Annotated in this window: 26 protein-coding genes and 1 tRNA gene; 11 read left to right on the forward strand and 16 right to left on the reverse strand. The window is 57.0% G+C overall.

Annotation, left to right across the window (positions count from 1 at the left end; genetic code table 11):
* Positions 1-4 precede the first annotated feature (4 nt).
* Both gatA and gatC read right to left on the reverse strand, forming a co-directional pair.
* Positions 5-1,456 (reverse strand): Asp-tRNA(Asn)/Glu-tRNA(Gln) amidotransferase subunit GatA, encoded by a 1,452-nt coding sequence (gene gatA / locus ACQE3D_RS02510; RefSeq protein WP_313729198.1) that lies wholly within the window; start codon positions 1,454-1,456, stop codon positions 5-7.
* A 9-nt stretch (positions 1,457-1,465) separates the two neighbouring features.
* Positions 1,466-1,753 carry an Asp-tRNA(Asn)/Glu-tRNA(Gln) amidotransferase subunit GatC gene (gene gatC, locus ACQE3D_RS02515; RefSeq protein WP_064023925.1) on the reverse strand — a complete coding sequence of 96 codons (288 nt, stop codon included), beginning with the start codon at positions 1,751-1,753 and terminating at the stop codon, positions 1,466-1,468.
* Positions 1,754-1,864: 111 nt separating this feature from the next.
* Here gatC and ACQE3D_RS02520 point away from each other — a divergent pair, with 111 nt between their 5' ends.
* From ACQE3D_RS02520 to mltB, 6 genes are all read left to right on the forward strand, one after another.
* Positions 1,865-2,908, forward strand: a complete 1,044-nt coding sequence (locus ACQE3D_RS02520; RefSeq protein WP_064023926.1) for a rod shape-determining protein — start codon at positions 1,865-1,867, stop codon at positions 2,906-2,908.
* A 65-nt stretch (positions 2,909-2,973) separates the two neighbouring features.
* Positions 2,974-3,999 carry a rod shape-determining protein MreC gene (gene mreC, locus ACQE3D_RS02525; RefSeq protein WP_331710092.1) on the forward strand — a complete coding sequence of 342 codons (1,026 nt, stop codon included), beginning with the start codon at positions 2,974-2,976 and terminating at the stop codon, positions 3,997-3,999.
* A complete protein-coding gene (gene mreD, locus ACQE3D_RS02530; RefSeq protein WP_064023927.1) occupies positions 3,986-4,474 on the forward strand; it encodes a rod shape-determining protein MreD in 489 nt (162 codons plus the stop codon). The genes mreC and mreD overlap by 14 nt, the downstream gene beginning before the upstream one ends.
* A gap of 6 nt (positions 4,475-4,480) precedes the next feature.
* Positions 4,481-6,331 (forward strand): penicillin-binding protein 2, encoded by a 1,851-nt coding sequence (gene mrdA / locus ACQE3D_RS02535; RefSeq protein WP_313729197.1) that lies wholly within the window; start codon positions 4,481-4,483, stop codon positions 6,329-6,331.
* Positions 6,328-7,458 carry a rod shape-determining protein RodA gene (gene rodA / locus ACQE3D_RS02540; RefSeq protein WP_064023929.1) on the forward strand — a complete coding sequence of 377 codons (1,131 nt, stop codon included), beginning with the start codon at positions 6,328-6,330 and terminating at the stop codon, positions 7,456-7,458. The genes mrdA and rodA overlap by 4 nt, the downstream gene beginning before the upstream one ends.
* 80 nt (positions 7,459-7,538) lie before the next feature.
* Complete coding sequence (mltB, locus tag ACQE3D_RS02545) at positions 7,539-8,510, forward strand: lytic murein transglycosylase B (RefSeq protein WP_313729196.1); 972 nt, start codon at positions 7,539-7,541, stop codon at positions 8,508-8,510.
* A gap of 100 nt (positions 8,511-8,610) precedes the next feature.
* Here the strand turns inward: mltB and flgL are convergent, their stop codons facing one another.
* From flgL to ACQE3D_RS02615, 14 genes are all read right to left on the reverse strand, one after another.
* On the reverse strand, positions 8,611-9,516 hold the full coding sequence (gene flgL, locus ACQE3D_RS02550; RefSeq protein ID WP_313729195.1) for a flagellar hook-associated protein FlgL: 906 nt from the start codon (positions 9,514-9,516) through the stop codon (positions 8,611-8,613).
* Between the two features lie 10 nt (positions 9,517-9,526).
* Positions 9,527-11,194, reverse strand: coding sequence for a flagellar hook-associated protein FlgK (gene flgK / locus ACQE3D_RS02555; protein WP_313729194.1), 1,668 nt, complete (start codon positions 11,192-11,194; stop codon positions 9,527-9,529).
* 9 nt (positions 11,195-11,203) lie between these two features.
* Entirely contained in the window at positions 11,204-12,241 is a 1,038-nt protein-coding gene (gene flgJ / locus ACQE3D_RS02560) for a flagellar assembly peptidoglycan hydrolase FlgJ (RefSeq protein ID WP_313729193.1), read from the reverse strand.
* 25 nt (positions 12,242-12,266) lie between these two features.
* Entirely contained in the window at positions 12,267-13,364 is a 1,098-nt protein-coding gene (locus tag ACQE3D_RS02565) for a flagellar basal body P-ring protein FlgI (protein ID WP_064023934.1), read from the reverse strand.
* Between the two features lie 31 nt (positions 13,365-13,395).
* A complete protein-coding gene (gene flgH, locus ACQE3D_RS02570; RefSeq protein ID WP_064023935.1) occupies positions 13,396-14,100 on the reverse strand; it encodes a flagellar basal body L-ring protein FlgH in 705 nt (234 codons plus the stop codon).
* A gap of 15 nt (positions 14,101-14,115) precedes the next feature.
* A complete protein-coding gene (gene flgG / locus ACQE3D_RS02575) occupies positions 14,116-14,904 on the reverse strand; it encodes a flagellar basal-body rod protein FlgG (protein WP_064023936.1) in 789 nt (262 codons plus the stop codon).
* Between the two features lie 51 nt (positions 14,905-14,955).
* Entirely contained in the window at positions 14,956-15,699 is a 744-nt protein-coding gene (gene flgF / locus ACQE3D_RS02580) for a flagellar basal-body rod protein FlgF (RefSeq protein ID WP_064023937.1), read from the reverse strand.
* 66 nt (positions 15,700-15,765) lie between these two features.
* Positions 15,766-17,097, reverse strand: a complete 1,332-nt coding sequence (gene flgE, locus ACQE3D_RS02585; RefSeq protein ID WP_064023938.1) for a flagellar hook protein FlgE — start codon at positions 17,095-17,097, stop codon at positions 15,766-15,768.
* A 12-nt stretch (positions 17,098-17,109) separates the two neighbouring features.
* The gene (locus ACQE3D_RS02590; RefSeq protein ID WP_064023939.1) at positions 17,110-17,799 is read right to left on the reverse strand and encodes a flagellar hook assembly protein FlgD; all 690 of its coding nucleotides are present in this window, start codon (positions 17,797-17,799) and stop codon (positions 17,110-17,112) included.
* Positions 17,800-17,809: 10 nt separating this feature from the next.
* Entirely contained in the window at positions 17,810-18,226 is a 417-nt protein-coding gene (gene flgC / locus ACQE3D_RS02595; protein ID WP_064023940.1) for a flagellar basal body rod protein FlgC, read from the reverse strand.
* Between the two features lie 2 nt (positions 18,227-18,228).
* Positions 18,229-18,624 (reverse strand): flagellar basal body rod protein FlgB, encoded by a 396-nt coding sequence (flgB, locus tag ACQE3D_RS02600; protein WP_064023947.1) that lies wholly within the window; start codon positions 18,622-18,624, stop codon positions 18,229-18,231.
* Between the two features lie 293 nt (positions 18,625-18,917).
* A complete protein-coding gene (locus ACQE3D_RS02605; protein ID WP_064023948.1) occupies positions 18,918-19,445 on the reverse strand; it encodes a hypothetical protein in 528 nt (175 codons plus the stop codon).
* Positions 19,446-19,595: 150 nt separating this feature from the next.
* On the reverse strand, positions 19,596-20,453 hold the full coding sequence (locus ACQE3D_RS02610) for a CheR family methyltransferase (protein WP_064023949.1): 858 nt from the start codon (positions 20,451-20,453) through the stop codon (positions 19,596-19,598).
* Between the two features lie 39 nt (positions 20,454-20,492).
* The gene (locus ACQE3D_RS02615; RefSeq protein WP_064023950.1) at positions 20,493-21,425 is read right to left on the reverse strand and encodes a chemotaxis protein; all 933 of its coding nucleotides are present in this window, start codon (positions 21,423-21,425) and stop codon (positions 20,493-20,495) included.
* Positions 21,426-21,545: 120 nt separating this feature from the next.
* Between ACQE3D_RS02615 and flgA the strand changes: the two genes are divergently transcribed.
* The 5 genes from flgA to ACQE3D_RS02640 all read left to right on the forward strand — a co-directional run bounded on the left by flgA (position 21,546) and on the right by ACQE3D_RS02640 (position 24,032).
* The gene (gene flgA / locus ACQE3D_RS02620; RefSeq protein ID WP_313729192.1) at positions 21,546-22,229 is read left to right on the forward strand and encodes a flagellar basal body P-ring formation chaperone FlgA; all 684 of its coding nucleotides are present in this window, start codon (positions 21,546-21,548) and stop codon (positions 22,227-22,229) included.
* Positions 22,230-22,298: 69 nt separating this feature from the next.
* Positions 22,299-22,607, forward strand: coding sequence for a flagellar biosynthesis anti-sigma factor FlgM (gene flgM, locus ACQE3D_RS02625; RefSeq protein WP_064023952.1), 309 nt, complete (start codon positions 22,299-22,301; stop codon positions 22,605-22,607).
* 4 nt (positions 22,608-22,611) lie between these two features.
* Positions 22,612-23,106: a flagella synthesis protein FlgN gene (locus ACQE3D_RS02630; RefSeq protein WP_071154959.1), complete on the forward strand. Its 495-nt coding sequence runs from the start codon at positions 22,612-22,614 to the stop codon at positions 23,104-23,106.
* Between the two features lie 34 nt (positions 23,107-23,140).
* Positions 23,141-23,923, forward strand: coding sequence for a flagellar brake protein (locus ACQE3D_RS02635; protein WP_313729191.1), 783 nt, complete (start codon positions 23,141-23,143; stop codon positions 23,921-23,923).
* A 32-nt stretch (positions 23,924-23,955) separates the two neighbouring features.
* A tRNA-Arg gene (locus ACQE3D_RS02640) sits at positions 23,956-24,032 on the forward strand.
* Positions 24,033-24,283: the final 251 nt, after the last annotated feature.

A 24,283-nucleotide genomic window follows, 5' to 3' on the forward strand; every position in this document is an offset into this window, starting at 1 on the left:
CCTGTTATTCGAAACCCTTCGGCACTTGATTGTGCCAGTCGGTGACCTGCTGGTAGCGGTGGCCGACGTTCAACAACTTGGCTTCGCCGAAATAGTTACCGATGATATGCAAGCCAACGGGCAGGCCGGCTATGAACCCGGCCGGAATCGACATCGCCGGCAGGCCGGCCAGATTGATCGCTATCGTGTAAATGTCTTCCAGATACATCTGAATCGGGTCGTCGGTTTTTGAACCGATTTTGAATGCCGTGCTCGGCGTGACCGGTCCCATCAATACGTCGACTTCGCTAAGAGCGCGTTTGAAATCGTCGCTGATCAATCGGCGCACCTGTTGGGCTTTCAGATAATAGGCGTCGTAATAGCCGGCCGACAGTGCATAAGTGCCCATCAGAATCCGGCGTTTGACTTCCGCGCCGAAGGCTTCGCCGCGCGAGCGGATGTAGAGGTCGGTCAAATCGGCTGGGTTTTGGCAGCGGTAGCCGAAGCGCACGCCGTCGTAACGCGACAGGTTGGACGAGCATTCGGCCGAGGCGATCACGTAATAAGCCGGTATCGCCAGTTCCAGATTCGGCATGTCCACTTCCCGCACCGTCGCGCCGAGTTTCTGGTATTCGGCGATCGCGGCTTGAATCGTCGCCGCGATTTGGCTGTCCAGTTCTGGGCTGAAAAATTGTTTCGGCAGGCCGATTTTCAAACCTTGCAGGCTGTCGTTCAGACCGGCGCTGTAATCCGGTACCGGCTGGTCGACGCTGGTGGAGTCCTTACCGTCGAAACCGGCCATGACTTGCATCAACAAGGCCGCATCTTCGGCGCTACGCGCCATCGGTCCGCCCTGATCCAGGCTGGACGCGTAAGCGATCATGCCGTAGCGCGATACCCGGCCGTAGGTCGGTTTCAAGCCGGTGATGCCGCATAAGGCTGCAGGTTGCCTAATCGAGCCGCCGGTGTCGGTACCGGTCGCCGCCGGCGTCAGCCTCGCCGCAACGGCGACCGCCGAACCGCCGGACGAGCCGCCCGGCACCCGTTCGGTATCCCATGGATTGCGAGCCGGGCCGTAGAAACTGGTTTCGTTGGACGAACCCATAGCGAATTCGTCCATGTTCAACTTACCCAGCATCACCGCGCCAGCCTGATTGAAGCGTTCGACCGCCGTGGCGTCGTACGGGGCGATGAAGTTGTCCAGCATTTTCGAGCCGCAACTGGTTTTAACGCCTTGCGTGCAAAAGATGTCTTTTTGGGCGATCGGGATGCCGGTCAGCGGCGCCGGCGTGCCGGCGGCCAAGCGCCGGTCGGCGGCTTCCGCCTGCTGCAAGGCCTGTTCTTCGCTGACCGTGACGAAGGCGTTCAGGGCTTGATGTCGTCCGACGCGAGCCAAAAAGACCTGGGTCAATTCGGTGCTGGAAAATTGCTTGCCGCGCAGTCCGGCGGCTAATTCGGTTAGCGATAGCGTGTGCATGGTTCGGAATTATTCGATGACTTTCGGGACCAGATAAAGTCCGGCTTCGGTTTGCGGGGCGATGGCTTGAAAATGCGCTCGTTGGTTGGTCTCGACGGCGGTATCGGCACGCAGGCGTTGGGTTTGGTCGAGCGGGTGCGCCATCGGAGCGATGCCGGCGGTGTCGGTTTGCCCCATCCGGGTCATTAAATCCAGCATGTTGGATAGGTCTTTGGCGTAATGTTCGACCTGCGATTCCTCGATTCCCAAGCGCGCCAGATAGGCGATTTTTTTAACGTCATTAGCCGTTAACGACATCTTCTAACTCCAAGTTTTATCGGTAAATCTATGATACTTTATATCTTGCCCTATCGCCCGCTTGATTGTTAAAGTAGCGGGATTTTCTGTGTGCATTTAGGATACCGTTTAATGTTCAAAAGAATTCGTGGCCTTTTTTCCAATGATCTGTCTATCGACTTGGGAACGGCAAATACGCTGATTTATGTTCCGGGCCAGGGAATCGTATTGAATGAGCCGTCCGTCGTCGCGATTAAGGAGGACAAGATCCGCGGCCAGAAAACCATCGCCGCGATCGGCGCCGACGCTAAAAATATGTTGGGCCGCACGCCCGGTAACATCACCGCGATTCGGCCCTTGAAAGACGGTGTGATCGCCGATTTTGCCGTAACCGAACGCATGTTGCGGTTTTTTATTAAAAAGGTGCATGAAAACAAACTGCTGCGGCCCAGTCCGCGCATTCTGATTTGCGTGCCCTGCGGTTCGACTCAAGTCGAGCGGCGGGCGATTCGCGAGTCGGCGGCGATGGCTGGCGCTCGCGAAGTGTATTTGATCGAGGAACCGATGTCCGCCGCGGTCGGGGCCGGTTTGCCGGTCGATGCGGCGCACGGGTCGATGGTGCTCGATATTGGCGGCGGCACTTCGGAAGTCGCGGTCATTTCATTGAACGGTATCGTCTATTCGGCGTCGGTGCGGATCGGCGGCGACCGTTTCGACGACGCGATCATCAGCTACGTGCGCCGCAACTACGGCACGCTGATCGGCGAAGCCACCGCCGAGAAAATCAAGCATGAAATCGGCGCGGCTTATCCCGGTAGCGAAGTTCGCGAAATGCAAGTCACCGGCCGCAATCTGGCCGAAGGCGTGCCGCGCAGTTTTTCATTGAACAGCAACGAAATTCTGGAAGCCTTGCAGGAGCCTTTGTCCGGTATCGTCAGCGCCGTCAAGGTCGCGCTGGAACAAACCCCGCCGGAATTGGGCGCCGACGTTGCCAGTCGAGGTATCGTCCTGACCGGCGGCGGTGCGCTGTTGAAAGACATCGATCGCTTGATTTCCGAGGAAACCGGCTTGCCGGTATACATTGCCGACGATCCGCTTACCTGCGTCGCTCGCGGCGGCGGCATGGTGTTGGAGATGCTGGACGCCCGAGGCGCCTCGGCATTTTCGCTGGAATAGTCCGCTCGGCGTTCGGTCGTTCGAGGGACGGCGTTAACCGGTGATGTCGGTTCCCGCCGTCTTTTTTGTTTCAGCGGGTACCATTCGGCGGTTGCGGATCGTTGGACTGGGCCTGTCGGCAATCCTTTATTTTCCGTCGGGATTGCCGCTTCAAAATCGCTAGAGGTTTTGCCATAAAACTGCTATTCGCCAAAGGCCCTTCGCTGAATACCCGTCTGTTGGTCGCGGTATTGCTTTCGGTTGCGCTGTTGGTGGTCGATTACCGCAGCCAACGCTTGAACATGCTGCGCTCGCTGTTGGCGATGGCGACCTACCCCTTGCAAATGCTGGCCAGCCTGCCCATCGACGCTTACCATGATTTGTCCGATTCGGTGATTTCCTATGTCGAACTACAAAAAGAGAATCGCCGGCTGAAGGAGCAGCAGTTCGTCAACGACGCCAAGTTGTTGAAACTCGCGGCCCTGGAGAAGGAAAACACCCGGCTACGCATGTTGCTTGAGAATTCGTTTCAACTTGGCGAGCAAGTGCTGGTGGCCGAATTGGTGTCGGTCAAACTGGCGCCCTACGAGCATACCGTCGTCGTCAACAAGGGCTCTCGCTTCGGCGTGCATCCCGAACAGCCGGTGCTGGATGCCAGCGGTATTGTCGGCCAAGTGGTCCGCACGATGCCGTCCAGCTCGGAAGTGATGTTGATCACCGATCCCGATCACGCGATCCCGGTGCAAGTCAATCGCAACGGCCTGAGGACGATAGCCTTCGGCACCGGGCAACCCAACCGGCTGCATCTGCCGTTTTTAGCGAATAACGCCGACATCGTACCCGGCGACCTGTTGGTCACGTCCGGTTTGGGCGGCGTGTTTCCGGCCGGTTATCCGGTCGCGGTAGTCGATAAATTCGAGGCTAGACCGGACAAATCGTTCGCCAATATCTATGCCACGCCGAAAGCGGAGTTGGATAAGAGTCGGGAGTTTTTGATCGTTTGGAGCGATTCGACGCCGGTCGTTCTGGGCGAGCCGGTCAAGCCGGACGTCGCCGAGCAAGCGGCGCCGGTCGCCGCGAAACCCAAGGATGCCAAACATGTCGGGCCATAACGCGCTGGCTTTGATTTATTTTGTCGTCACGGTAGCCGGTGCGATGGTGCTGCGGGTGATGGGGCTGTTTCCGGGGATGGAAGTGTTCAATCCGGATTGGGTGGTGTTGGTTTTGATCTATTGGTCGATCGCGCTGCCGGAACGCTTCGGCGTATTCAGCGCCTGGTGGATAGGGCTGTTGACCGACGTACTGACCGGGCGCTTGTTGGGGCAGTACGCGTTGATTTATCCGTTGATTTGCTACTTCAGCATCAACGAACACCGGCGGCTGCGACAGTTTCCGATGGTTCAGCAATGCCTGTTCGTACTGTTTTGCCTGCTCGGTTCGCAAAGCGTGATTTTCGCGATCGAAAGTATTAAGGCGGGTAATCGCTTGCCGTTGTCGTTTTGGTATCCGGCACTGAGCGGGGCGCTGGTCTGGCCGTTGGTGTTTTATCTGCTGCGCTTTATCCGGGTCATGGCGCGCCTCGACTGACCGGCGATGGACAGAAAATTCGCGATCAAGGACCCGCTGGCGGAAAGCCGTCTGTTTCTAAGTCGTATCGTCACGGCCTTTATCCTGATTATCGCGTTGATGATCGGGCTGGTGGTGCGGCTGGTTTACCTACAAGTGGTCGGTCACGAACATTACGCGATGCTGTCCAAGGACAATCGCATCAAGATCGCGCCGTTGCCGCCGACGCGCGGCGTCATTTATGATCGCAAGGGTCGGATGTTGGCCGAAAACGTGCCGACTTACAGCCTGGAGCTGATACCCGAACAAATTGCTAACCTCGACGACACTTTGAAGAGGCTGCAGCAACTGCTGAACATTCCCGACGAAAAAATCGAGGCGTTTCAAAAACTGCGTAAGCGCAACAAATCGTTTACCAGTACGGCCTTGCTGCAAAATCTGACCGACGAAGACGTCGCCAAATTCGCGGTCGTCCGACCGTATTTTCCCGGCGTCGACGTCTACGCTCGCTTGGTGCGCCACTATCCTTACGGCGACTTGACGTCCCACGTGGTCGGTTACGTCGGGCGGATCAATGAGCAGGAGTTGAAGACCCTGCCTTCCGTCATGTACCGCGGGACGGACCATATCGGCAAGACCGGCATCGAGAAGACCTACGAGGAACATCTGCTCGGTACCGCCGGTTACGAGGAAATCGAAACCAACGCTCAAGCCAGGGCGGTCAATACCGTGGCGACGGTCGAGCCGGTCGCAGGATCGAATATCTATCTGACACTGGATATCGACATACAAAAGATTGCCTACGACGCATTGGTCGAGTTCAACGGCGCGGCGGTGGCGATAGAAGTCAAAACCGGCGCGGTGTTGGCTTTTGTTAGCCGGCCGGGTTTCGATCCTAATCCCTTCGTTTCCGGCATCTCCGGCAAGGACTACAAGGCTTTGCAGGAATCGCCGGACCAGCCCTTGTACAACCGGGCGCTACGCGGACTATATCCGCCCGGTTCGACGGTCAAGCCGTTTTTGGGCTTGGCCGGGCTGGAGTACGGCGTCATCGATTTCGGCCACCGGCTGTTTTGTCCCGGCTACTACAAGTTGCCCAACGTCGACCATAAATACCGCGACTGGAAGAAGTGGGGACACGGGATGGTCGACATGAACGAAGCGATCACCCAATCCTGCGACGTGTATTTTTACGATCTGGCGCTGGCGCTGGGTATCGATAAGATGCATGAGTTCATGGACAAATTCGGTTTCGGTCGCAAGACCGGTATCGATCTGGTGGGCGAAATCGACGGCTTGATGCCGTCCAAGGCTTGGAAACGCCACTACCGCAATCAGGCCTGGTTTCCGGGCGAGACCCTGATTACCGGGATCGGTCAGGGCTACACCCAAGTTACGCCCTTGCAATTGGCTCACGCCACCGCGACGCTGGCCAACGGCGGCAAGGTCATTACGCCGCATTTGGTACATAGCATCATCAGCGCCGATTATGCCGATCGGATCGAAGGCAAGGCCGACCGGATCATTCCGCTGAAACCGCAAAATGTCGAGAACGTCATTCGGGCGATGACTAACGTGGTACATGGCGCGCGCGGTACCGCCGGCCGGCTGGCCAAGGCCATCAATTATCAGATCGCCGGCAAGACCGGTACCGCCCAGGTGTTTACCGTCAAACAGGAAGAGAAATATAACGAGGACGCGATCGACTTCAAAATGCGCGACCATGCCTTGTTCATCGCATTCGCCCCGGTGCACGATCCGCAGATCGCCGTCGCGGTGATCGCCGAACACGGCGGTCACGGCGGTTCGGTGGCGGCGCCGATCGCCGGTGAAATTATCGATGCTTATCTGAACCAGAAAAAGGACAGTTCGCCATGAGAAACGAAATGCGCAACGAACAATTTCAAGCGCCGTCCTTGCTTGGCAACCTGCTGCGCAAGCTGCATATCGACATCCCGCTGTTCATCGGTTTGTTGCTGATTCTGGCGCTCAGCTTCGTGATTTTGTACAGCGCCGGCGGGCAGGAAATGGCGATGTTGGTGCGTCATGCCAGCCGGATGGGCTTGGCCATTGTATTGATGATCGTGCTGGCTCACATCAACCCCCGGCAATTTCAGACTTTCTCGGTCGCTTTGTTTTCGGTGTGCGTGCTGTTGTTGCTGGCGGTGGCGGTGATCGGCCAAATTAGCATGGGCGCTCAGCGCTGGCTGGACTTGGGCTTTTTTCGCTTCCAGCCGTCGGAGTTTACCAAGATCAGCGCGCCGATGATGGTGGCCTGGTATTTGTCCGAGCACGCCTTGCCGCCTAAACCCAAGCATCTGTTGGCGGCCGGGATATTGTTGTTGGTGCCGGTGCTATTGATCGCTAAGCAGCCTGACTTGGGCACGGCTCTGCTGGTCGCCAGTTCCGGGGCCGCGGTGTTATTCTTCGCGGGCCTGTCGTGGTGGGTCATGTTGGGGGCCGTGGCGGTGTTGGGCGCGCTGACCCCGGTCATGTGGCACTTCATGCGCGAGTACCAGCGCAGCCGGGTCTTGACTTTCATCAATCCCGAGGCCGACCCGATGGGGGCCGGCTACCATATTATTCAGTCCAAAATCGCGATCGGTTCCGGCGGCGTGGACGGCAAGGGTTGGCTGGGCAGCAGTCAGGCCGAGCTGGATTTTTTGCCGGAAAGTTCCACCGACTTTATTTTCGCGGTTTTCGCCGAAGAATTCGGTCTGTTTGGCTGCGTCGGTTTGCTGTTGATGTATCTACTGGTCATCAGCCGCTGCTTTTACATTGCCGTGCAAGCCCAGGATACCTATTCCCGGTTGTTGGCCGGCAGTTTGTCCTTCACCTTCTTCGTTTACGTGTTCGTCAACATCGGCATGGTGATCGGCGTGTTGCCGGTGGTTGGAGTGCCGCTACCCTTGGTCAGTTATGGCGGCACCTCAATGGTGACGCTGATGGCCGGTTTCGGCATTCTGATGTCGATACACACTCATCGCAAGTTGTTGCCGGTTTGAGGCGATCGCCATAAACCAGCGGTCCGCTCGGGAAAAACCGCGTAATATTCCCCAATTATTCCTTTTTTCTGTCTGAGTTTATGAATTTTAAAGTCGCGTTTATGTTGTTGTTATTGTCGGCCGTCGGCCAGGCACTGGCTGAAGTTGCCACCACCGATTCCTTCAACGGCTTCATCAAGCAGATGGTCAAGCAACATCGTTTCAACGAAACGGAGTTACGGAGTTTGTTCAAGGCGGTCAACATCCAGCAGCCGATACTCGATGCCATGTCCAAGCCTGCGGAGGGCAAGCCCTGGTTTCAATACCGCGAAATTTTCATGACCGAGGCCCGCATCGCCGGTGGCGTGCAGTTTTGGAAGGATAACGAAGCCGCGTTGCGCCAAGCCGAACACCAATATGGGGTTCCGGCGGACATTATCGTCGCCATCATCGGCGTCGAAACCAAATACGGCGCGCACACCGGCAAATACCGGGTGATCGATGCGTTGGCGACATTGGGATTCGCCTATCCGCCGCGTAGCGAATTCTTTCTGAAGGAGTTGGAGCAATTTTTGGTTTTGGCGCGCGAGGAGGGCATGGACCCGTTGCAGCCGATGGGTTCCTACGCCGGTGCGATGGGCTTGCCGCAATTCATGCCGAGCAGTTTTCGAAGCTATGCCAAGGATTTGGATGGCGACGGTAAACGCAATATCTGGACGAATCCGGCCGATGCGATCGCCAGCGTCGCCAACTACTTTGCCAGCAACCAATGGAAACCCGGCGGTCCGATCGCGTACCCGGTCAACGCTGCGGGAGAGGCGTATAAAAAGGCCTTGAGCAAGGGTGTCAAGCCCGATACCAGTGCGGCCGAACTGCGCAAGTTGGGGGTCGAATTGCCGGCCGGTTTGCCCGCCGGCGAGGCGGTCAAGCTGCTGGCGTACCAACAGCAAATCGGCGAAGATTTATGGATAGGCTTGCACAATTTCTACGTCATCACCCGTTATAACCATAGCCCGCTCTATGCGATGGCGGTTTACCAGCTCAGCCAAGCGATCGCGGCACGCAAGCTCTAAACGGAAAGCGGCCGACAATATCCAAGTCCCGGTCGTTACGCTTCGATTCGCGAACAGAAAACTGAGTTTCCTTCGATGGGCGGCAAACCGATGTGTTTCGCTACGAAATGTAATTGAACAATGACAGATTTTGCACCTTGGTAAACGCGGCTTGCGCGGCTTGCAACGACGTTTGTTGCAGACTGAATTTACTCAATGCGTCGGCATAATCCAAGTCGCCTATCGCCGACGCGGTGGTTTTGTTGGCCAGGATGTAGTCGGTATTCAAATTTTGCTGATCGTCCAGTGCGTGCAAGCGCGCGCCGGTCGAGGCGCGGGTGGTTTCGAAGCGGACCATCGCTCTATCGATATCGTCCAATGATCCGCTGTTTGGCGTATTGGCTTTCAGATCCTGAGATAACCGGTTGATGGCTTGAAATGCATTGTCGATGCCGCCGGGCGTCAATGTTCCGGCCGAGTACACGCCGAAGACTGCTTCACCGGCGTCGCCATCGGTTATGGTCCGGCTGGGGCCGATGGCGATGCTGCGCTGGTTGGCGTCGCCCTGATAGGCGTAAGTGGTGGTATCGAACGGAATCGTGTCGCTCTTGTAGCCGGCAAACAAATACTCGCCGTTAGCGTTTTTGGTGTTCGCCATACCCAGAAACTGTTTGTTTAGTTCATCGATTTCTGCGGCAATTTCCTGACGATTGGTTGCGGTATTGCTGTCGTTCATACCTTGCACGGCCAATTCGCGGATGCGTTGCAACACGTTGGTCGCGTTTTCCAGGCTGGACTCTTGCAACTCCAAGCGTTGCCGGGCCGCTCCGATGTTGGTCTGAAACTGTTGGTTCTCTTTGATGTTTTGTTCCAAATTGATCAACGACACCGCCGCCGGAGCATTTTCGGACGGCGACAGATATTTCTTGCCGGACGACAATTTGAGTTGGGTGTCGCTGAGTTTGGACTGTTGTTCCAGCATCGCGTCGACGCCGAGCTGGTGGTTCCAGGTCGTGGAAATGCGCATGTGAATTCTCCTAACGGACCGCTCCAATGAGGGTGTCGAATAGCGTGCTAGCCACCGATACGGCCTTGGCGGCGGCTGCGTAAGCGTTTTGGAATTTGATCAGGTTGGCGGCTTCCTCGTCGAGATTCACGCCGGAAACGGTTTCCTTGGCGCTGGAGGCCTGTTTCAACAAGGTATCCTGCGCGGTCCGGTTGACCGATGCCGCGTGCGTTTGCGAGCCCACATCGGCCACCAACTGGCTGTAGACCTGGGTGAAACTGGCCTTGCCGTTTTGCATCAAGGTTTTCGTTTCCAGATCGGCCAGCGCCAGCGCGTTACTGTTGTCGCCCGGTACGCCGGCGCTGCTGCTGGCGGCCGCGATTTGTTTGGGATTGGTGATCGCGCTGTTCACCTTCAAGGTGCCGGCCGCGTTAAAGCTCGGGCTGAGGTCGAAGGTATCGCCGCTGGTCAGCGAACCGCCGCTGAACGTGATGCTGAAGCCTAAGGCTGCGGCGGCGGTGGCAAGCGTCGTGTCGTCCAGGCCGGTTTGGCTGGTGTTGCTGCTCAGATTGGTCAACGTATAGGCGTTGGGGCTGGTGCCGGTGACACTGATCCGGTAGCCGGTATCCAGGTTGGCCGACGAACTGGGGGCGACGAAGCTGGCGGTGGCCAGCAGGTTGTCGTCGGCGGCGTGCGGCGTGACCTGAACCACCGGCGAGCCGAGGTCGAAGAATGCCAGGCCGGGGTCGCCGTTCAAATCGAAACCGGCCTGATGGGTGCTGTTAAACTCGGTGGCCAGACCCATCGCCAGCGTGCCCAGTTGTTTTTGAGCCGGGTCCAGTACTTGGTCGCGGAAACGCAAATTGCCGTAAAGCTCGCCGCCGGAAATCAAACCGGAAATGTCCTGGCCGTTCAGCAGAATTTCCTTGTGAGTCGAGTCGGTGGCGGAGGACTGCAGAGAGAGTTGCGAGGCGGAATTACCCAATACTAGAGGTTGACCGTTGCCGATGAAGACATTGATCGATCCGTCGGTTTGGCTGGTGAAATTGACGTCGACTTTTTCGGCGATTTTGTTCAGTAGCAAGTCGCGTTGGTCCAGCAAATCGTTGGGCATTTCTCGACCGGAAGCCCTGCCGATGTCGGCGACGATTTTTACGTTGAGATCGGCCAGGGCCTTGGCATACCCGTTGATCTCGGTGAGATCGGTCTCCAGGTTGGTATTGACCTGATCGCGCAATTCGCCGAAGCGGGTATTCAAGGTGTTGAACTGTTGGGTCAACGAGCTGGCCTGCGTCAATAAGGTTTGGCGGGCCGGGATCGAGGTGGGGTCGTTGGCGACGGTGTCGACTGCGTCGAAGAACGATTTCATCGCCGGCGCCAGACCGGTGGTGTCGTCGGCGGTGATGTTGTCGATTTGGCTGGACAAGGTATAAAAACTATCGACGTCGTGGTAGGCCGAGGTACTGGAGCGGACCTGGCCGGTAATGAACTGATCGTAACTGCGGGTGATATTGACGACGCTGACGCCGCTGCCGACGTAGCCGGAGCCGGTATATTGCTCGCGACGGGTGGCGGTTTCGACGCGCTGCCGGCTGTAGCCTTCGGTGCTGACGTTGGAAATGTTGTTGCTGGTGGTTTCCAGCGAGCGCTGAAACGCCGTCAGTCCGGATAATGCGGTGTCCAATATGCCCAAGCCCATGATGGTCTCCTAACCGTTGGTGTCGCTCGCCGCGCTGTCGCCGGCATGGCTGCGATAGATAGACATGACTTTTTCCGCGTATTTGGGGTCGGTGGCATAGCCGGCTTTTTGCAAAGAGCGGATGTATTGCGCCGGGTTCTCGGCGTTTTTCAACGCTTGTTCATAACGCGGGTTGGATTTGATGAAGTCCACGTAATCGTTAAAGCTATCTTTGTACGAGTCGTAAGCGCGGAAACCGGCCACCTGTTTTTGGGCGACGCCGCCGTCGAACTCCAATGTCATTGCCTTGGCTTGCTTGCCTTGCCAGGCTCTATCCGCTTTGATGTTGAACAGGTTGTAGCTGTTATCGCCGCCGTTTTTGACCATCGCTTGTCCCCAGCCGGTTTCCAGCGCGGCTTGAGCCAGCAACAGTTTGGCGTCGACCCCCAAGCTTTGCGCGGCTTGCCGGGCATGCGGCATCAATTCGTTGAAAAAGGTTTGCTGGGCCGGCGTGGCGCCGTCATCGATTACGTCCGACGAGGCCGGTGCCGAGTCCAAGTCGCGCCAACGTCCGGCGGTGTTGGACTGGTCACGCTCCAGTCGAGCCAGGCTGCGTTCCAGGCTGCTCAGTCCCGAGGCGTCCAACGCGTTGGACGCGGCTTGCCCGCCGCGCGGCGGTTGCCGGTTGCCGTTGGCCGAGCCGCTGCCGGCGACGCGATCCAAGTAGTCGCTGGCTTGTAGTACACGGCCTGGCTCGTCTTCCTGCTTGTCTTGCCTGGGGCTCAGCTGCTTAGCGATGACTTCCGCCAGCCCGACGCCGGTGCCGGATAAATGCATGGCCATTTGCTGGTCGTACATGTCTTGGTACATCTTGCTCTGTTGACTGTCGGCAAAGCCGTCGGCCAGTTTGGCTTCGCGCATGCTTTTCATCACCATGCCCAGAAACAGCGACTCGAATTGTTTGGCGGCTTCCTTGATGGCGGCCGGCGACGATTCGCGCGCGCCTTGTTTTAATTTGGCCAATCCGGCGAAGTCGGTATAAACCGATGCGGTATCCGCGTTTAACATGGCAACCTCCCAAGCACTGTCAGACTTAAATGACGATCAATTCCGCCCGTAGCGCGCCCGCCGATTTCAGGGCTTCCAAAATCGCCACCAAGTCGCTGGGTCCGGCGCCGACGCCGTTGACCGCCTGGACGATTTCGTCCAACGAAACGCCGGGGTTGAAGACGAACATATGGTTTTTGTCCTCTTTGATCGACACCTGCGATTGCGGCGTGACCACGGTACTGCCGCCCGATAGCGGATTGGGCTGGCTGACTTGCGGGTTTTCGTTGATCGTCACGGTCAAGCTGCCGTGCGATACCGCCGCCGGCTGCACCCTGACCTTGCTATTGATGATTACGGTGCCGGTTCGGGAGTTGACGATGACCTTGGCCGGCGCGTCGTCCGGCGTGACGTCGAGGTTTTCCAGCATCGAAACAAAGCTGACCCGTTGCGAAGCTTCCACCGGCGCCCGCACGCTGACCGAGCCGGCATCGACGGCGCGGGCCGTGTCGGCGCCGAAGGCTTTGTTAATCGCTTGCACCACGTTGTTGGCGGTGGTGAAGTCGGTATTGTTCAGGTTAAAGACCAGATCGCCGCTTTGGTCGAACGAGGTCGGCACCACTTGTTCGACCGACGCGCCGTTGGGAATTCGGCCGACCAACGGATTGTTGACGGTGATTTTGGAGCCGTCCTGGCCGCCCGCGCTCAGGCCGCCGACGACCAGATTGCCTTGGGCAATCGCGTAAACCTTGCCGTCGGCGCCCTTCAGCGGGCTCATCAGCAAAGAGCCGCCGCGCAGGCTTTTGGCATCGCCGATGGACGACACGGTGACGTCGATTTTCTGACCCGGTTTGGCGAAGGCCGGCAGTTCCGCGTGAATACTGACGAACGCGGTATTTTTGGCTTTCGGATCGGTACCCGGCGGCAGGGTCAGGCCGAGCTGGCCCATCATATTGCGCAAGGTTTGCGGGGCGAACTTGGACGATTTGTCGCCGGATTTGTCCAGGCCCGTGACCAAGCCGTAGCCGACCAACTGGTTGGAGCGTACCCCGGCCACCGACGCCAAGTCTTTGATACGTTCGGCATGCGCCCAGCCGCCGCTCAGCAGCCAGAAGGCGATGACGATCAATGTGGTTCTGTTCATGATGGTATCCTCAAAAGAGCGCCGAAACGGTTTAGAACGGGAAAATCGGACTCAGGAAAAATCGGGCCAGCCAACCGATTTTGTTGGAATCCGCGATGCCGCCGTCGCCGGTGTACATAATCGTTGCATCGGCGACTTTGGAGGACGACACGGTGTTGGCGGCATCAATGTCGATGGGGCGAACAATGCCGGACAAGCGCACGTATTCGTTACCGTCGTTCAAGGCCACCCGTTTCTCGCCGCGCACCCGGACGTTGCCGTTCGGCAGTACTTCGACGACGGTGACGCTGATGTCGCCGGTCAGCGTATTGCTTTGGTCGGCCTTGCCCTTGCCGTCGAATTGCGTGGTCGCGGCCAAGCTGGTTTTCAAGTCGTGACCCAACAAGGCCTGGCTGGCGACGCCGAACAGCGTTGGCGCGGTCGCCGACACCGAGGTGTTTTTCGAGGTGTTGGTATTGGCTTGTTTTCTGGCTTGGGTGGCTTCGTCCAGTGTGACCGTCAAAATGTCGCCGACCCGGCGGGTCTTGATGTCTTCGAACAGGCGCATGTCGTAACCGGCCTGGTAAATCGAGCCGTTGTTCTGTTGCGGGGGCCTCAGGTCTGCCGGTTGGACCGGTGCGAAATCCGGATCGCGCTTGGGCAGAGTGTCGCAACCGGTCAGTGCCAGCAGCAATGCGGCCGCCAGCGGCAAGAGTTTGCCGGAGTACCGGCGCCGATGCGGAAAATAGGTGTTCATCGTCATGCCCCTGAATTAGAGTTGTTGGGTAACGAACGACAGCATTTGGTCGGTGGTGGAGATGGCCTTGGAGTTCATCTCGTATGCGCGTTGGGTTTCGATCATATTGACCAATTCCTCGACCACGTTGACGTTGGATGTCTCCAGCGAGCCTTGCACCAGATTGCCGAATTCGTTCTCGCCCGGCGTACCGACGATAGGCGCGCCGCTGGCGACGGTTTCGCGGTACAAGTTGTCGCCGATCGGCTCCAGGCCGGCGGTGTTGATAAAGTCGGCGGTTTGAATCTGGCCGATTTGGTTGGCCGCCGCCGAGCCGGGTTGGGTGACGGTGACGGTACCGTCTAGGCCGATCGTAATGCTGGTGACATCCTGCGGTACCGTGATGGCCGGCTCTAGCGGCATGCCGTTGGAGGTGACGATCTGGCCGGTCGAATCCAGCTTGAACGATCCGTCGCGGGTGTAATTGATCTCGCCGCTCGGCATCAGGATTTGCAGGAAGCCGCGGCCGCTGATGGCCATGTCCAGCGAGTTGCCGGTTTGCTGAACGTTGCCCTGGGTATGCAGCTTCTCGGTGGCGACGGTTCTGACGCCGGTGCCCAACTGCAAGCCGGTCGGCAACTGAGTGTTTTGGGTGGATTGGCCGCCGGCTTGACGGACGTTTTGGTACATCAAGTCGGCGAAAATCGGTCGGGCTTTCTTAAAGCCGGTGGTGTTGACGTTGGCCAGATTGTTGGAAATCACGGCCATTCGGGTTTGTTGGGCATCCAGTCCGGATTTTGCGACCCATAATGCTCGTTCTGTCATGTTCGTCTCCTGATCTGACAAATTTTTGTCTTATCAGGGATAAAGCAGCTTCTATGCCACTTGCATGATCTTGGCAGTGCTGTTGGCGGTTTCGTCGGCGGTTTTCATGACCTTGCTTTGCAGATCGAAGTTTCTGGACAGTTCGATCATCTCCACCATCGCCGCCATCGGATTGACGTTGCTGTTTTCCAGGGCTCCCTGGACCAATACGACGTTCGCGTCTGCCGTCTGAACCGCGCCGTCCTTGGTATGCATCAAGCCGTCCTCGCGTTTCTCCAGCGAAGCCGGATCGGGATTGACCAGCTTGATTCTGTCGACGATCACGGTGTTGGTCGAATTTTCGCCTTGCGGCACGATGTTGATGGTGCCGTCGTCGCCGATGTCGATTTTGCGAGCCGGCGGTATCGTGATGCCGAGCGCGGCTTCGCCGACGACAGCGAGTCCGGAACTGGTTTGCAGTTGACCTTCGGGCGTTATGCGCAGATCGCCGGCGCGGGTGTAGGCTTCCTTGCCGTCCGGCGTGGTAACCGAGATCCAGCCGGGGCCGTTGATGGCGACGTCGAGTTCGTTGCCGGTGGTTTGCAGCGCGCCGGACGAGAGATCGCTGCCGGGCCGTTCGGTCATCGCGTAAACGCGGGTCGGATAACCGGGTCCGAACGCCGGCATGGCTCGAAATTGCTCGAAGTCGGACTTGAAGCCTGGGGTCTGAGTGTTGGCGAGATTGTTGGCGTTGGCGGTTTGCGCGAGCAAGGTCTGCTTGGCGCCGTTCATCGCGATGTAAAGGCTGCGGTCCATGGGAAATCTCCGTAAAAGCAGGCGGGACCGGCGCCGCTTGCCGGCCTGGTCTCGCGCTAGCCGTGTTTACCTGATGTTGAGGACGGCCTGCATAATGGTGTTTTCGGTCGTGATGGTTTGGGCGTTGGCTTGATACGCTTGTTGGGCGACGATCAGATTGACCAATTGCGCCGATAGATCGACGTTGGAACTTTCCAGCGCGCCGGATTGAATCAAGCCGAAATTGTTGGAACCGGCTTCGCCGGCGATCGGGTCGCCGGAGGTGGCGCTTTGACCCCAGGCGGTATCGCCGAGTTTGGACAGGCCGTTGGTGTTGGCAAAACGGGTCAGAGCGACCTTGCCCATGGTTTGCGAGCCGCCGTTGCTGAAGCGGGCGAAAATCACGCCTTCATCGTCGATGTCGATGCCGGTCAGGCGTCCGGCAGGCAGACCGTTTTGGGTCATCGCGTTGACGCTGAATTTCTCTTGGACCTGGGTGGACCCGAAATAGTCCATCGTCGATACGGTGATGTCGGACGCGCCGGTGGCAGGCGTGATGGTGTAGGCGCTGAGCGCGAAGCGGCCGTTGGATGGGGTGGTCAATTTGCCCGAGGAGTCGAAGGTCATTGTCGCCGGCGTCGGCGGCACCGTTAGGTCGGATGGCGCGGACACCGTCGAACCGTAGGTGCCGGCATTGACCGGCGTCTTGGCGGTCGGCGTGGCCGGTTCGCTCATGTAGTGATAGACGTCCCAGTCGGTGGAACTGGCGGTTGACGTGCCCTTGACGAAATAGGTGGTCAGAATGTGCGGCGAACCGAGCGAGTCGTAAATCGTCACAGAGGTTTGCGAATTATAGGAATTGCTGTCGGTCGGGTCGAAGGTGGTGACGCTCGGGGTGGCCGCGTTGGCGTTCAGGTTGACGGTTAGCGAAGCGGTATCGGTGGCGCTGGGCAGGCCGGTCAGGGTGTTGATTTGCACGGATTGGGTGACGCCGGTACTGAAGCCGTCGGTCACCGAGGTACCGTTGGGCGCGTACACCATCAAGGCCTTGCCCTGGTTGTTGACCAGATAGCCGTCCTTGTCCAATTTGAATTCGCCGGCGCGGGTGTACGATAAATCGGTGGTTTCGGTAGGGCTTTTCGCTAACGTAAAAAAACCCTCGCCGCTGATGGCCAGGTCCAAATTGTTGTCGGTGAATGACAAGCTGCCCTGGTTGAATTGCTGGGCCACGTTGGTGACCTTGACGCCAGAGCCGGCCGTGGTGCTGCTGACGCCGCCGAGGCTGGCGGCATAGACGTCGGCGAATTCCGAGCGGGATTTCTTGAAACCCACCGTATTGGAGTTGGCGATGTTATTGCCGGTTACCGACAGATTGTTGGATGCGGCATTCAAACCGCTGAGTGCTGTTGTAAAAGCCATGACGCCTGCTCCTTAAAGAATTTGTTTGATTTTGCTGAATTTGATGTCGCCTAGACCTTCCAGATTCACGGACAGACCGCTACCGTTACTGCCGATGGCGACGCTTTTTACCTTGGAGTTGATGCTGGTATCCAGCGCGGTATTGGTGCCGTCCAGCCAGCCGAAGGCCTTGATTTTGTAGACGCCTGGATCGGCCGGAGTGCCGGCGCTGTCGTTGCCGTCCCATTCGAATTTCAGCGTTCCGGCCGATTGAGCGCCCAGATCGAGTTCCCGAACCACCGTGCCGGTCTCCGGGTCGACGATCTGCACGCCGACGCTGGTTGCTGTGCTGGGTATATCGAGTTCGCCGGATACGCTGCCGCCGGCGCTAAGCAAGGCTTGCGAGCCAGGTGCCACGACGGTATGGCCAACGATGCTGGCCGCCTGCAGGGCTTGGTCGGCATTTAACGAATCCGACAGGGTCTGGAATGAGGTTTGTAACTCCTGAATGCCGGAAACCGCGCTGATCTGCGCCATTTGGCTGACGAATTCGGCGTTGTCCATCGGTTTGGTCGGATCTTGATGGGTGAGCTGGGTCGTTAACAGTTTCAAGAATTCGCTTTGGCTTAACGACTGGCTTTTGCTGGTCGCGCTGCTGGCGCTTGAGGCCGAGCCGGTCGTGGCCAGTCCCAAACTGTTGAAGGTATCCGTTAGGGTCGTCATGGCTTAGTCCTCATTGCCCCATCTTCAGGGTCTGTAGAATTAGGTTTTTAGCGGTGTTAAGCACCTCAACGTTGTTTTCGTAGCCGCGCGAGGCCGACATCATGTTGGCCATTTCCTCGATGGTGTTGACGTTGGGTTTATAGATGTAGCCTAGTTCGTCGGCCATCGGATGATTCGGCGCGTATTCCATGATCGGTTGCGCCTGGCTTTCGACGACGCCGCGGACTTCGACACCGGTGGTGCCGGCTCGGCGGTCGAGCTGGTTTTGAAATTCGGCCGCAAACACCGGCTGCCGCGATTTGTAGACTTGGTCGATGCTGCTGCTGACGCTACTGGCGTTGGAAATGTTGCTGGCCACCAGATTCAGGCGCAGGTTTTGCGCATTCATGCCGCTGCCGGCAACGTCGAAGATTCGCAATGAGGACATGGTTATTCTCCCTTGATGGCTCTGACCAGCCCGGCAAAGTCGTCGCTGACGAAGCGCAGACTGGCTTGGTATTGCACGGCGTTTTCGGCGTATTTCGCCTGTTCGATATTGGTCTCGACGGTATTGCCGTCCAGAGAGGCTTGATACGGCGTCCGGTACAGCAGTTCGGCACCGAGCAAGGCATTGGGGCCGGTCATGTGGCCCTGATGGGTGCGACGTAGGTCGCCGCTAGCGTCCGCCAGGGATTGCTGGAATACCGATTTGAAGTCCAGATCCCTGGCTTTGTAATCGGGGGTGTCCGCATTGGCGAGGTTCGCCGCCAAAATTTCGCTACGTTTTTCGCGTAGGGTTAGCGCTTGCGGATGAACGCCTAATGCTCGGTCGAAATTGATTGACATGGTTTGCCGCCTCTTCGAGTTGATACCCGTATTCAGCATAAAATATGCCAGAAATAAAAAGTCTGAATAAATCAGTTGGATTGGCTGGAGTGGCGTCTGGACGAGCGTCAAAATTTGCCGTTTGCCGCGCGGCGGCAAAATTTTTCCGCATGACCGGTGCGCAATTTTGCGGGGTTGAGACCGGCGTTTAGGCGAGGTGCGTCAAGAATCCGGCGGAGGGGGCTGGCCGGGTTACACCGCGGGATTCCGTGGGCTGGTGGGGGCGGTGGGGGTGTCCGGTTAGGGGAAGTCTATCAATCGACGCGAGAGCGCATGAAGGACGCGGCGACGACGAGAGCCGCCAGTCCGGCGCAAATCCACATGAAGGGCTGGAAGAAAGCGATGATTAATGCGCAGCCGACCAGAAAGAAGCCGAGTAGGCTGAACTGCCAGCCGATGTGATATCCGTCCAGCATCGTCGATTGGCCCAATATCAGCAGGATCAGCATATCGCTTGAGACGCCGACCATTTGGCCGGATTTGTTCAACATGGATGCGGCGGCCACGACGACTATCGTATGTAGCCAATGCATTGCCTGGGCTTTTACGATTTTGCCCAGATCCGCTTCGTTGCTTTTGGCGCGCAGGCGGGCCACGAAAATCGACAGCAGTCCGAACACGAAGACCATCGCCAGCCAATAACCGTAGCCGTCGTCGGGGTTGAAGTCGGTGATAAAAATGCCCACCAGCGACAGCAAGATCAGCAGGATGAATACGGTTTGTTCGATGCCGAAATGGCGCTTGGTGGGCTGGCTTTCGGTCGGGATTTCGTCGTCGGTCATGGTTCGGGTCCGGTGGTGTGGCGGAGAATAGGGTTTTGGGAGTAATACCGGTTGGCTTGAATCCGTCGAGCCTGGACGCTGGCCGCCGTTTGGCAACCTGCCCGTGCATCGAGTACTGCTCGATATCGGGGTCGGTTGTCAAAGCCCGGTTCAGCCGCGCTTTTTGAAATAGGTTGATTGACCGTTGCGAACGGGTTCAAACGCGCCGAGACCGGTCGGCATTGACTCGGTGCTGCTCAGAAACAGATAGCCGCCGGTTTCCAAGTTCTCGGCCATGCGGCCAATAATGTCACGCTTCACCGCGTCCGAAAAGTAAATCAACACGTTGCGGCAAAATATCACGTCGAAACGGCCGAGCGCGGCGAAGGATTTAAGCAGATTGAATTGCTGAAAGCGCACGAGTTGGCGGACGTCGTCGTTGAGCGTGTAGCCTTCGTAACTCTTTTGGAAGTAGCGGGCTTGAGTGGCGCTGTCCACGCCGCGCGATAAAGCCAACTCGGAATACACCGCGCGTTTGGCGTCCGCCAGCACGGTTTCGGAGATATCGGTACCGATAATTTGGATATTGCGGTTTTTACCCGTGCCGCGCAGGACTTCGAGCGCACAGATGCTCAGCGAGTAAGGTTCTTGACCGGTAGAACACGCCGCCGACCAAATCCGCAGGCTACCGTTTTTTTGGTTCAGTAACTCCGGTAATACCCGGTCCTTAAAGTCGGAAAACTGTTTGTCGTCGCGAAACCAGTAGGTTTCGTTGGTGGTCATCGCGTCGATGACCGCGCTTTTTAGTTTGGCGGAGGAAAACGCGGCGGATTGCAGGGCTTGAGCAAGTTCGTTGAAATCCGCTAATTCGAACTTGACCAGCAACGGCAGCAAACGGCTTTTTGCGAGATATTGCTTGCTGTTGCCGAGCACGATGCCGCAGTTCTGGTCCAGGAACTCGCAGATGCTTTGGTAAGCGGCCGAGCTTAAATTCGGCTCGCCGCCGGCCGAACCGATAAGATTGGACATGCTGGAAGTCAAGCGTGGTACGCCGGGAAACGGTCGGCGTTAATGGTGCGTGGCATGCTGATGTTTAAGTTGCTTTTGAATGGAGTCCAGCAAGGCATCCGGGTCGAATTTCGCGAGGAATTCGTTGGCGCCGACTTTCTGCACCATCGAGGTATTGAAGACGCCGCTCAACGAGGTGTGCAGGATCAGATAGATGTGCTTCATGTTGGCATCGGCCTTGATTTTGGTGGCTAGCGTGTAGCCGTCCATGCGCGGCATTTCCACATCCGAAATAATCATCGCGTAACGATCCTCGATTTTGACGCCGTCGGCGATCAGATCGCTCAAATGGTCCCAAGCCTCCTGCCCGTCTTTCAGCAGGGTACACTCCAGGCCGATTTGCTGACACACGCGCTTGACTTGATTGCGGGCGACCGAGGAATCGTCGACGACCAGAATATGGTCGTTTTTGCTGGCGATGTCGACTTCAATGTTTTCGGCGGCGGCTTCTTCACGGCCGCCAATGACTTCCTTCATCACTTTTTCGACGTCTATCACTTCGATCAGCTCGCCGTCCACTTCGGTGACGGCGGTCAGGTAGCTTTCCTTGCCGGTGCCGGTGGGTGGCGCTTTGACCTGCTCCCAGCCGATATTGATGATTCTATCGACCGATCCGACCAGAAAGCCTTGAATCGAGCGATTGTACTCGGTCACGATCACGTAGCAGCCCGCATCTCTGGTCAAAGGGCGCATGCCGATGGCCATCGAAAGATCGAGGACCGGAATAGTTTTGCCTCGTAAATGGGCGACGCCGCAAATCACGGAGTGGGAATTGGGAATTTGGGTCAACGGCGGGCATTGAATAACCTCTTGAACCTTGAAGACGTTGATCCCGAAGCGTTGCTGGCTGGTCAGCTTAAACAGCAGCAGTTCGAAACGGTTGTGCCCCGCCAATTTAGTGCGCTGATCGACGCCGTCTAAGACTCCGGCCATAAAATTCCCCTGGAATGACAGTGTTCCAAAATTATAGCGACTTTGCCTTGGTTTACTTTAAAAAATGCTGGCATGTTTAGTGCTAGATTGACGGCATAGTCAAAAAACCGACAAGCGAATATGAAAGCCTTAGCAATAGCAAGCCTGTTGGCGGCCGGGCAAGCGGCGGCCGCGTCAACCCAGCCGGTGCAAGAGATACGGGACAGCGTGACCCAGTTTGTCGGCGCCGCGTTGGAGCCTGGCGGCCGCTACGAAGTGGTCGTCGCCCAGATCGACCCGCGCTTGCAACTACCGATGTGTGCCCAGCCGCTGCAGGCCTTCGCCCAGTCAGGTGAGATCAAGCCGGGGCGCAATACCGTTGGTGTGCGTTGCCAGGCTGATAAAGGCTGGACGGTGTACAGCGTTGCTATGGTCAAGGCCTTCAAACAGGTCGCGATCCTCAACAAGTCGTTGCGCCGCAACGATGTGATTCGTGCCGAGTATCTAAATTTCGAAATCCGCGATGCCGGCATGATGCAGGCCGGTTATGTGACCGATGCCAGCCAAGTGGTCGACAAACAAGCGGTTCGCAATATCCCCGCCGGCAGCGTGCTGAATCGTCAACATTATGCCGAACCGACCTTGGTCCGACGCGGCGAGCGGGTCAACATACAGTCGGGCAAGTTCGGGATGTTGATTACCGCGATGGGGACTGCGTTGAACGATGGCACCGAAGGCCAGAGAATCAGTGTCAAAAACCTGTCGTCGCAACGGGTGATCCAGGCCGTCGTGGTCGGTTCCGGACAAGTGACGGTCAATTTTTGACCGATGCCTAAAGGAATTTATGATGATGCCGCTAACAGCTCCAGATAAAACTCTTTTAGGAATGTCGCCATGGCTATCGAATCCATCAATGGTAAAGCTTTCAGCACGGTGGTGCCCGCAAAAACGGCCGCGAAAGATCTGGTCGAAGCCAACAAAGACCAGTCGGCGAGCGCGCTGGACACGGATACCGTCAACATTACCGCGACGGCGCAAGGCTTGGCCGAGGCCGCCGCGACCAGTGCATCCTCGCCCGCCGTGAACGAAGACCGCGTCGCCGAAATTCGCGCGGCGCTGCAATCCGGCACTTACTCGTTCGACCCGGAGCGAATTGCTCGCAAAATGATGCAATTCGAGGATAAATTACCAGACAGTTCCTGACGCCATGATAGAGAAAACCTTCCCCATCGCCGAAAAACTTCTGATTCACGGCCATAAGGCTACCGGAAAATTGTTCGAGCTGTTAAAAGCGGAAGCCGAACAGCTCGGACGGGCCGCCGATCCCGATGTCATCTCCCGCATTGCCGCCGAGAAAAAAGAGATGGTGGCCGAACTCGATCAATTCACCCGCCAATTCGGCCAGGTGCTGGCCACCGAACAACTCGGCGTCGGCGGCGACGGCGTCAAAAACTACCTCGTAAAAGCGAAGGCCGCCGGTCTGAGCGTGCTGGAGGCGTGGAATCTTTGGCGGCAAATCGTGGCGGTTTCGCGGCAATGCAAAGCCATCAACGAGCAGAACGGCGCAAGCATCGCATTACTCAGTCGCCACACTCAACGATCCCTGCAAATTTTGCGCGGCAAATCGCCGTTGGCCGCCACTTACGGCCCGGACGGTTCGACGCGGAGCGAGCTGTTTTCTCATACCTTGATTTCGGTGTAGACTGAAATCCGCTTACAAGGTAGGGTCGTTTTACATGCTCAAAAAACTTAAGCAATGGTTTGCCAAATCCGATGAGCCGGTGCCGGAATCGGACGACAGCGATTTTTTCGCGTTCGAAAATCCGAATTTTTTGACGGACCCGGATCGCATCGCCAAATTGCTGGCCGAAATCGAGACCGGATCGCCATTGTGTACGATACAAATCGAAGGTTGTCAGGAAGACTTCAGTTCTTCGATACTCGGCGTCAAGCTCGATAAAAACGCCATTATTCTCGACGAGTTGGTGCCCAAACATGGCAATGATTTGTTACTGCGTAGCCGGTCGCTAAAGTTATCGACCTTTCATAAGGGCATTCATTTGTCATTCAATCTGAGCGCGATCGAAATCGGCCATATGCGCGGGATCAGCTATTACAAGGCACCGTTTCCGGATCGAATTTTTTATCCGCAACGCCGCCGCTCGCCGCGCTTGGAGATTGCTACTCTGGAAATTCCGTTCAACGGCATTGTCCAGCGCACCAGCATGTCGATCGGCGGATATTTGTTCGATTTGTCGCGCGGCGGTGCCGGCATTAACATTCCCGCCAATCGGGCGCGGGTCCAACGCGGCGACAAAATCAAGGGTTGCCAGATTCAGTTCGAGGATTACGCGATGGATTTCGACTTGATCGTCCGTTTCGTCAAGCCTATAGGGCAGAGTTCCAGCAAGGTTCAAATCGGTGGATTCTTCGAGAGTCTGTCATCCAAAAGTCAATCCAAGCTGTCGTATTTCATCACCTCCCTGGAGCGGGTGGAAATCCGAAAACAAAAGTCCTAATCAAAAGGGCTGTGTTAAAATTCGCGGTCTAAGTCCCGGTAGCTCAGCAGGATAGAGCGGTCCCCTCCTAAGGGACAGGTCGGACGTTCGAATCGTCTCCGGGACGCCATATATATCCTAATGTTGTGTGCTGATTATTCAAATCTTAAAACGCTCTGCGTCACACTTACGTCACGCTAAGAAATAAAAATCCTCAAAAACCTATCGAATTTCTCTACTTAATAAACGCTAACCAATTCGGTTAGATGGCTTGGCTTCAAACGCTCGCTTTCCCGCCGAAATTGCAAAGTTAAGGGTTTCAATCCAAATGGACAGGTCAGATACTTCCATTACCCTCTCCAGGAAATCTTAGCGCTCATC

It is taken from the genome of Methylomonas sp. MS20 (assembly GCF_050275925.1).
Taxonomy (GTDB): Bacteria; Pseudomonadota; Gammaproteobacteria; order Methylococcales; family Methylomonadaceae; genus Methylomonas; species Methylomonas koyamae_A.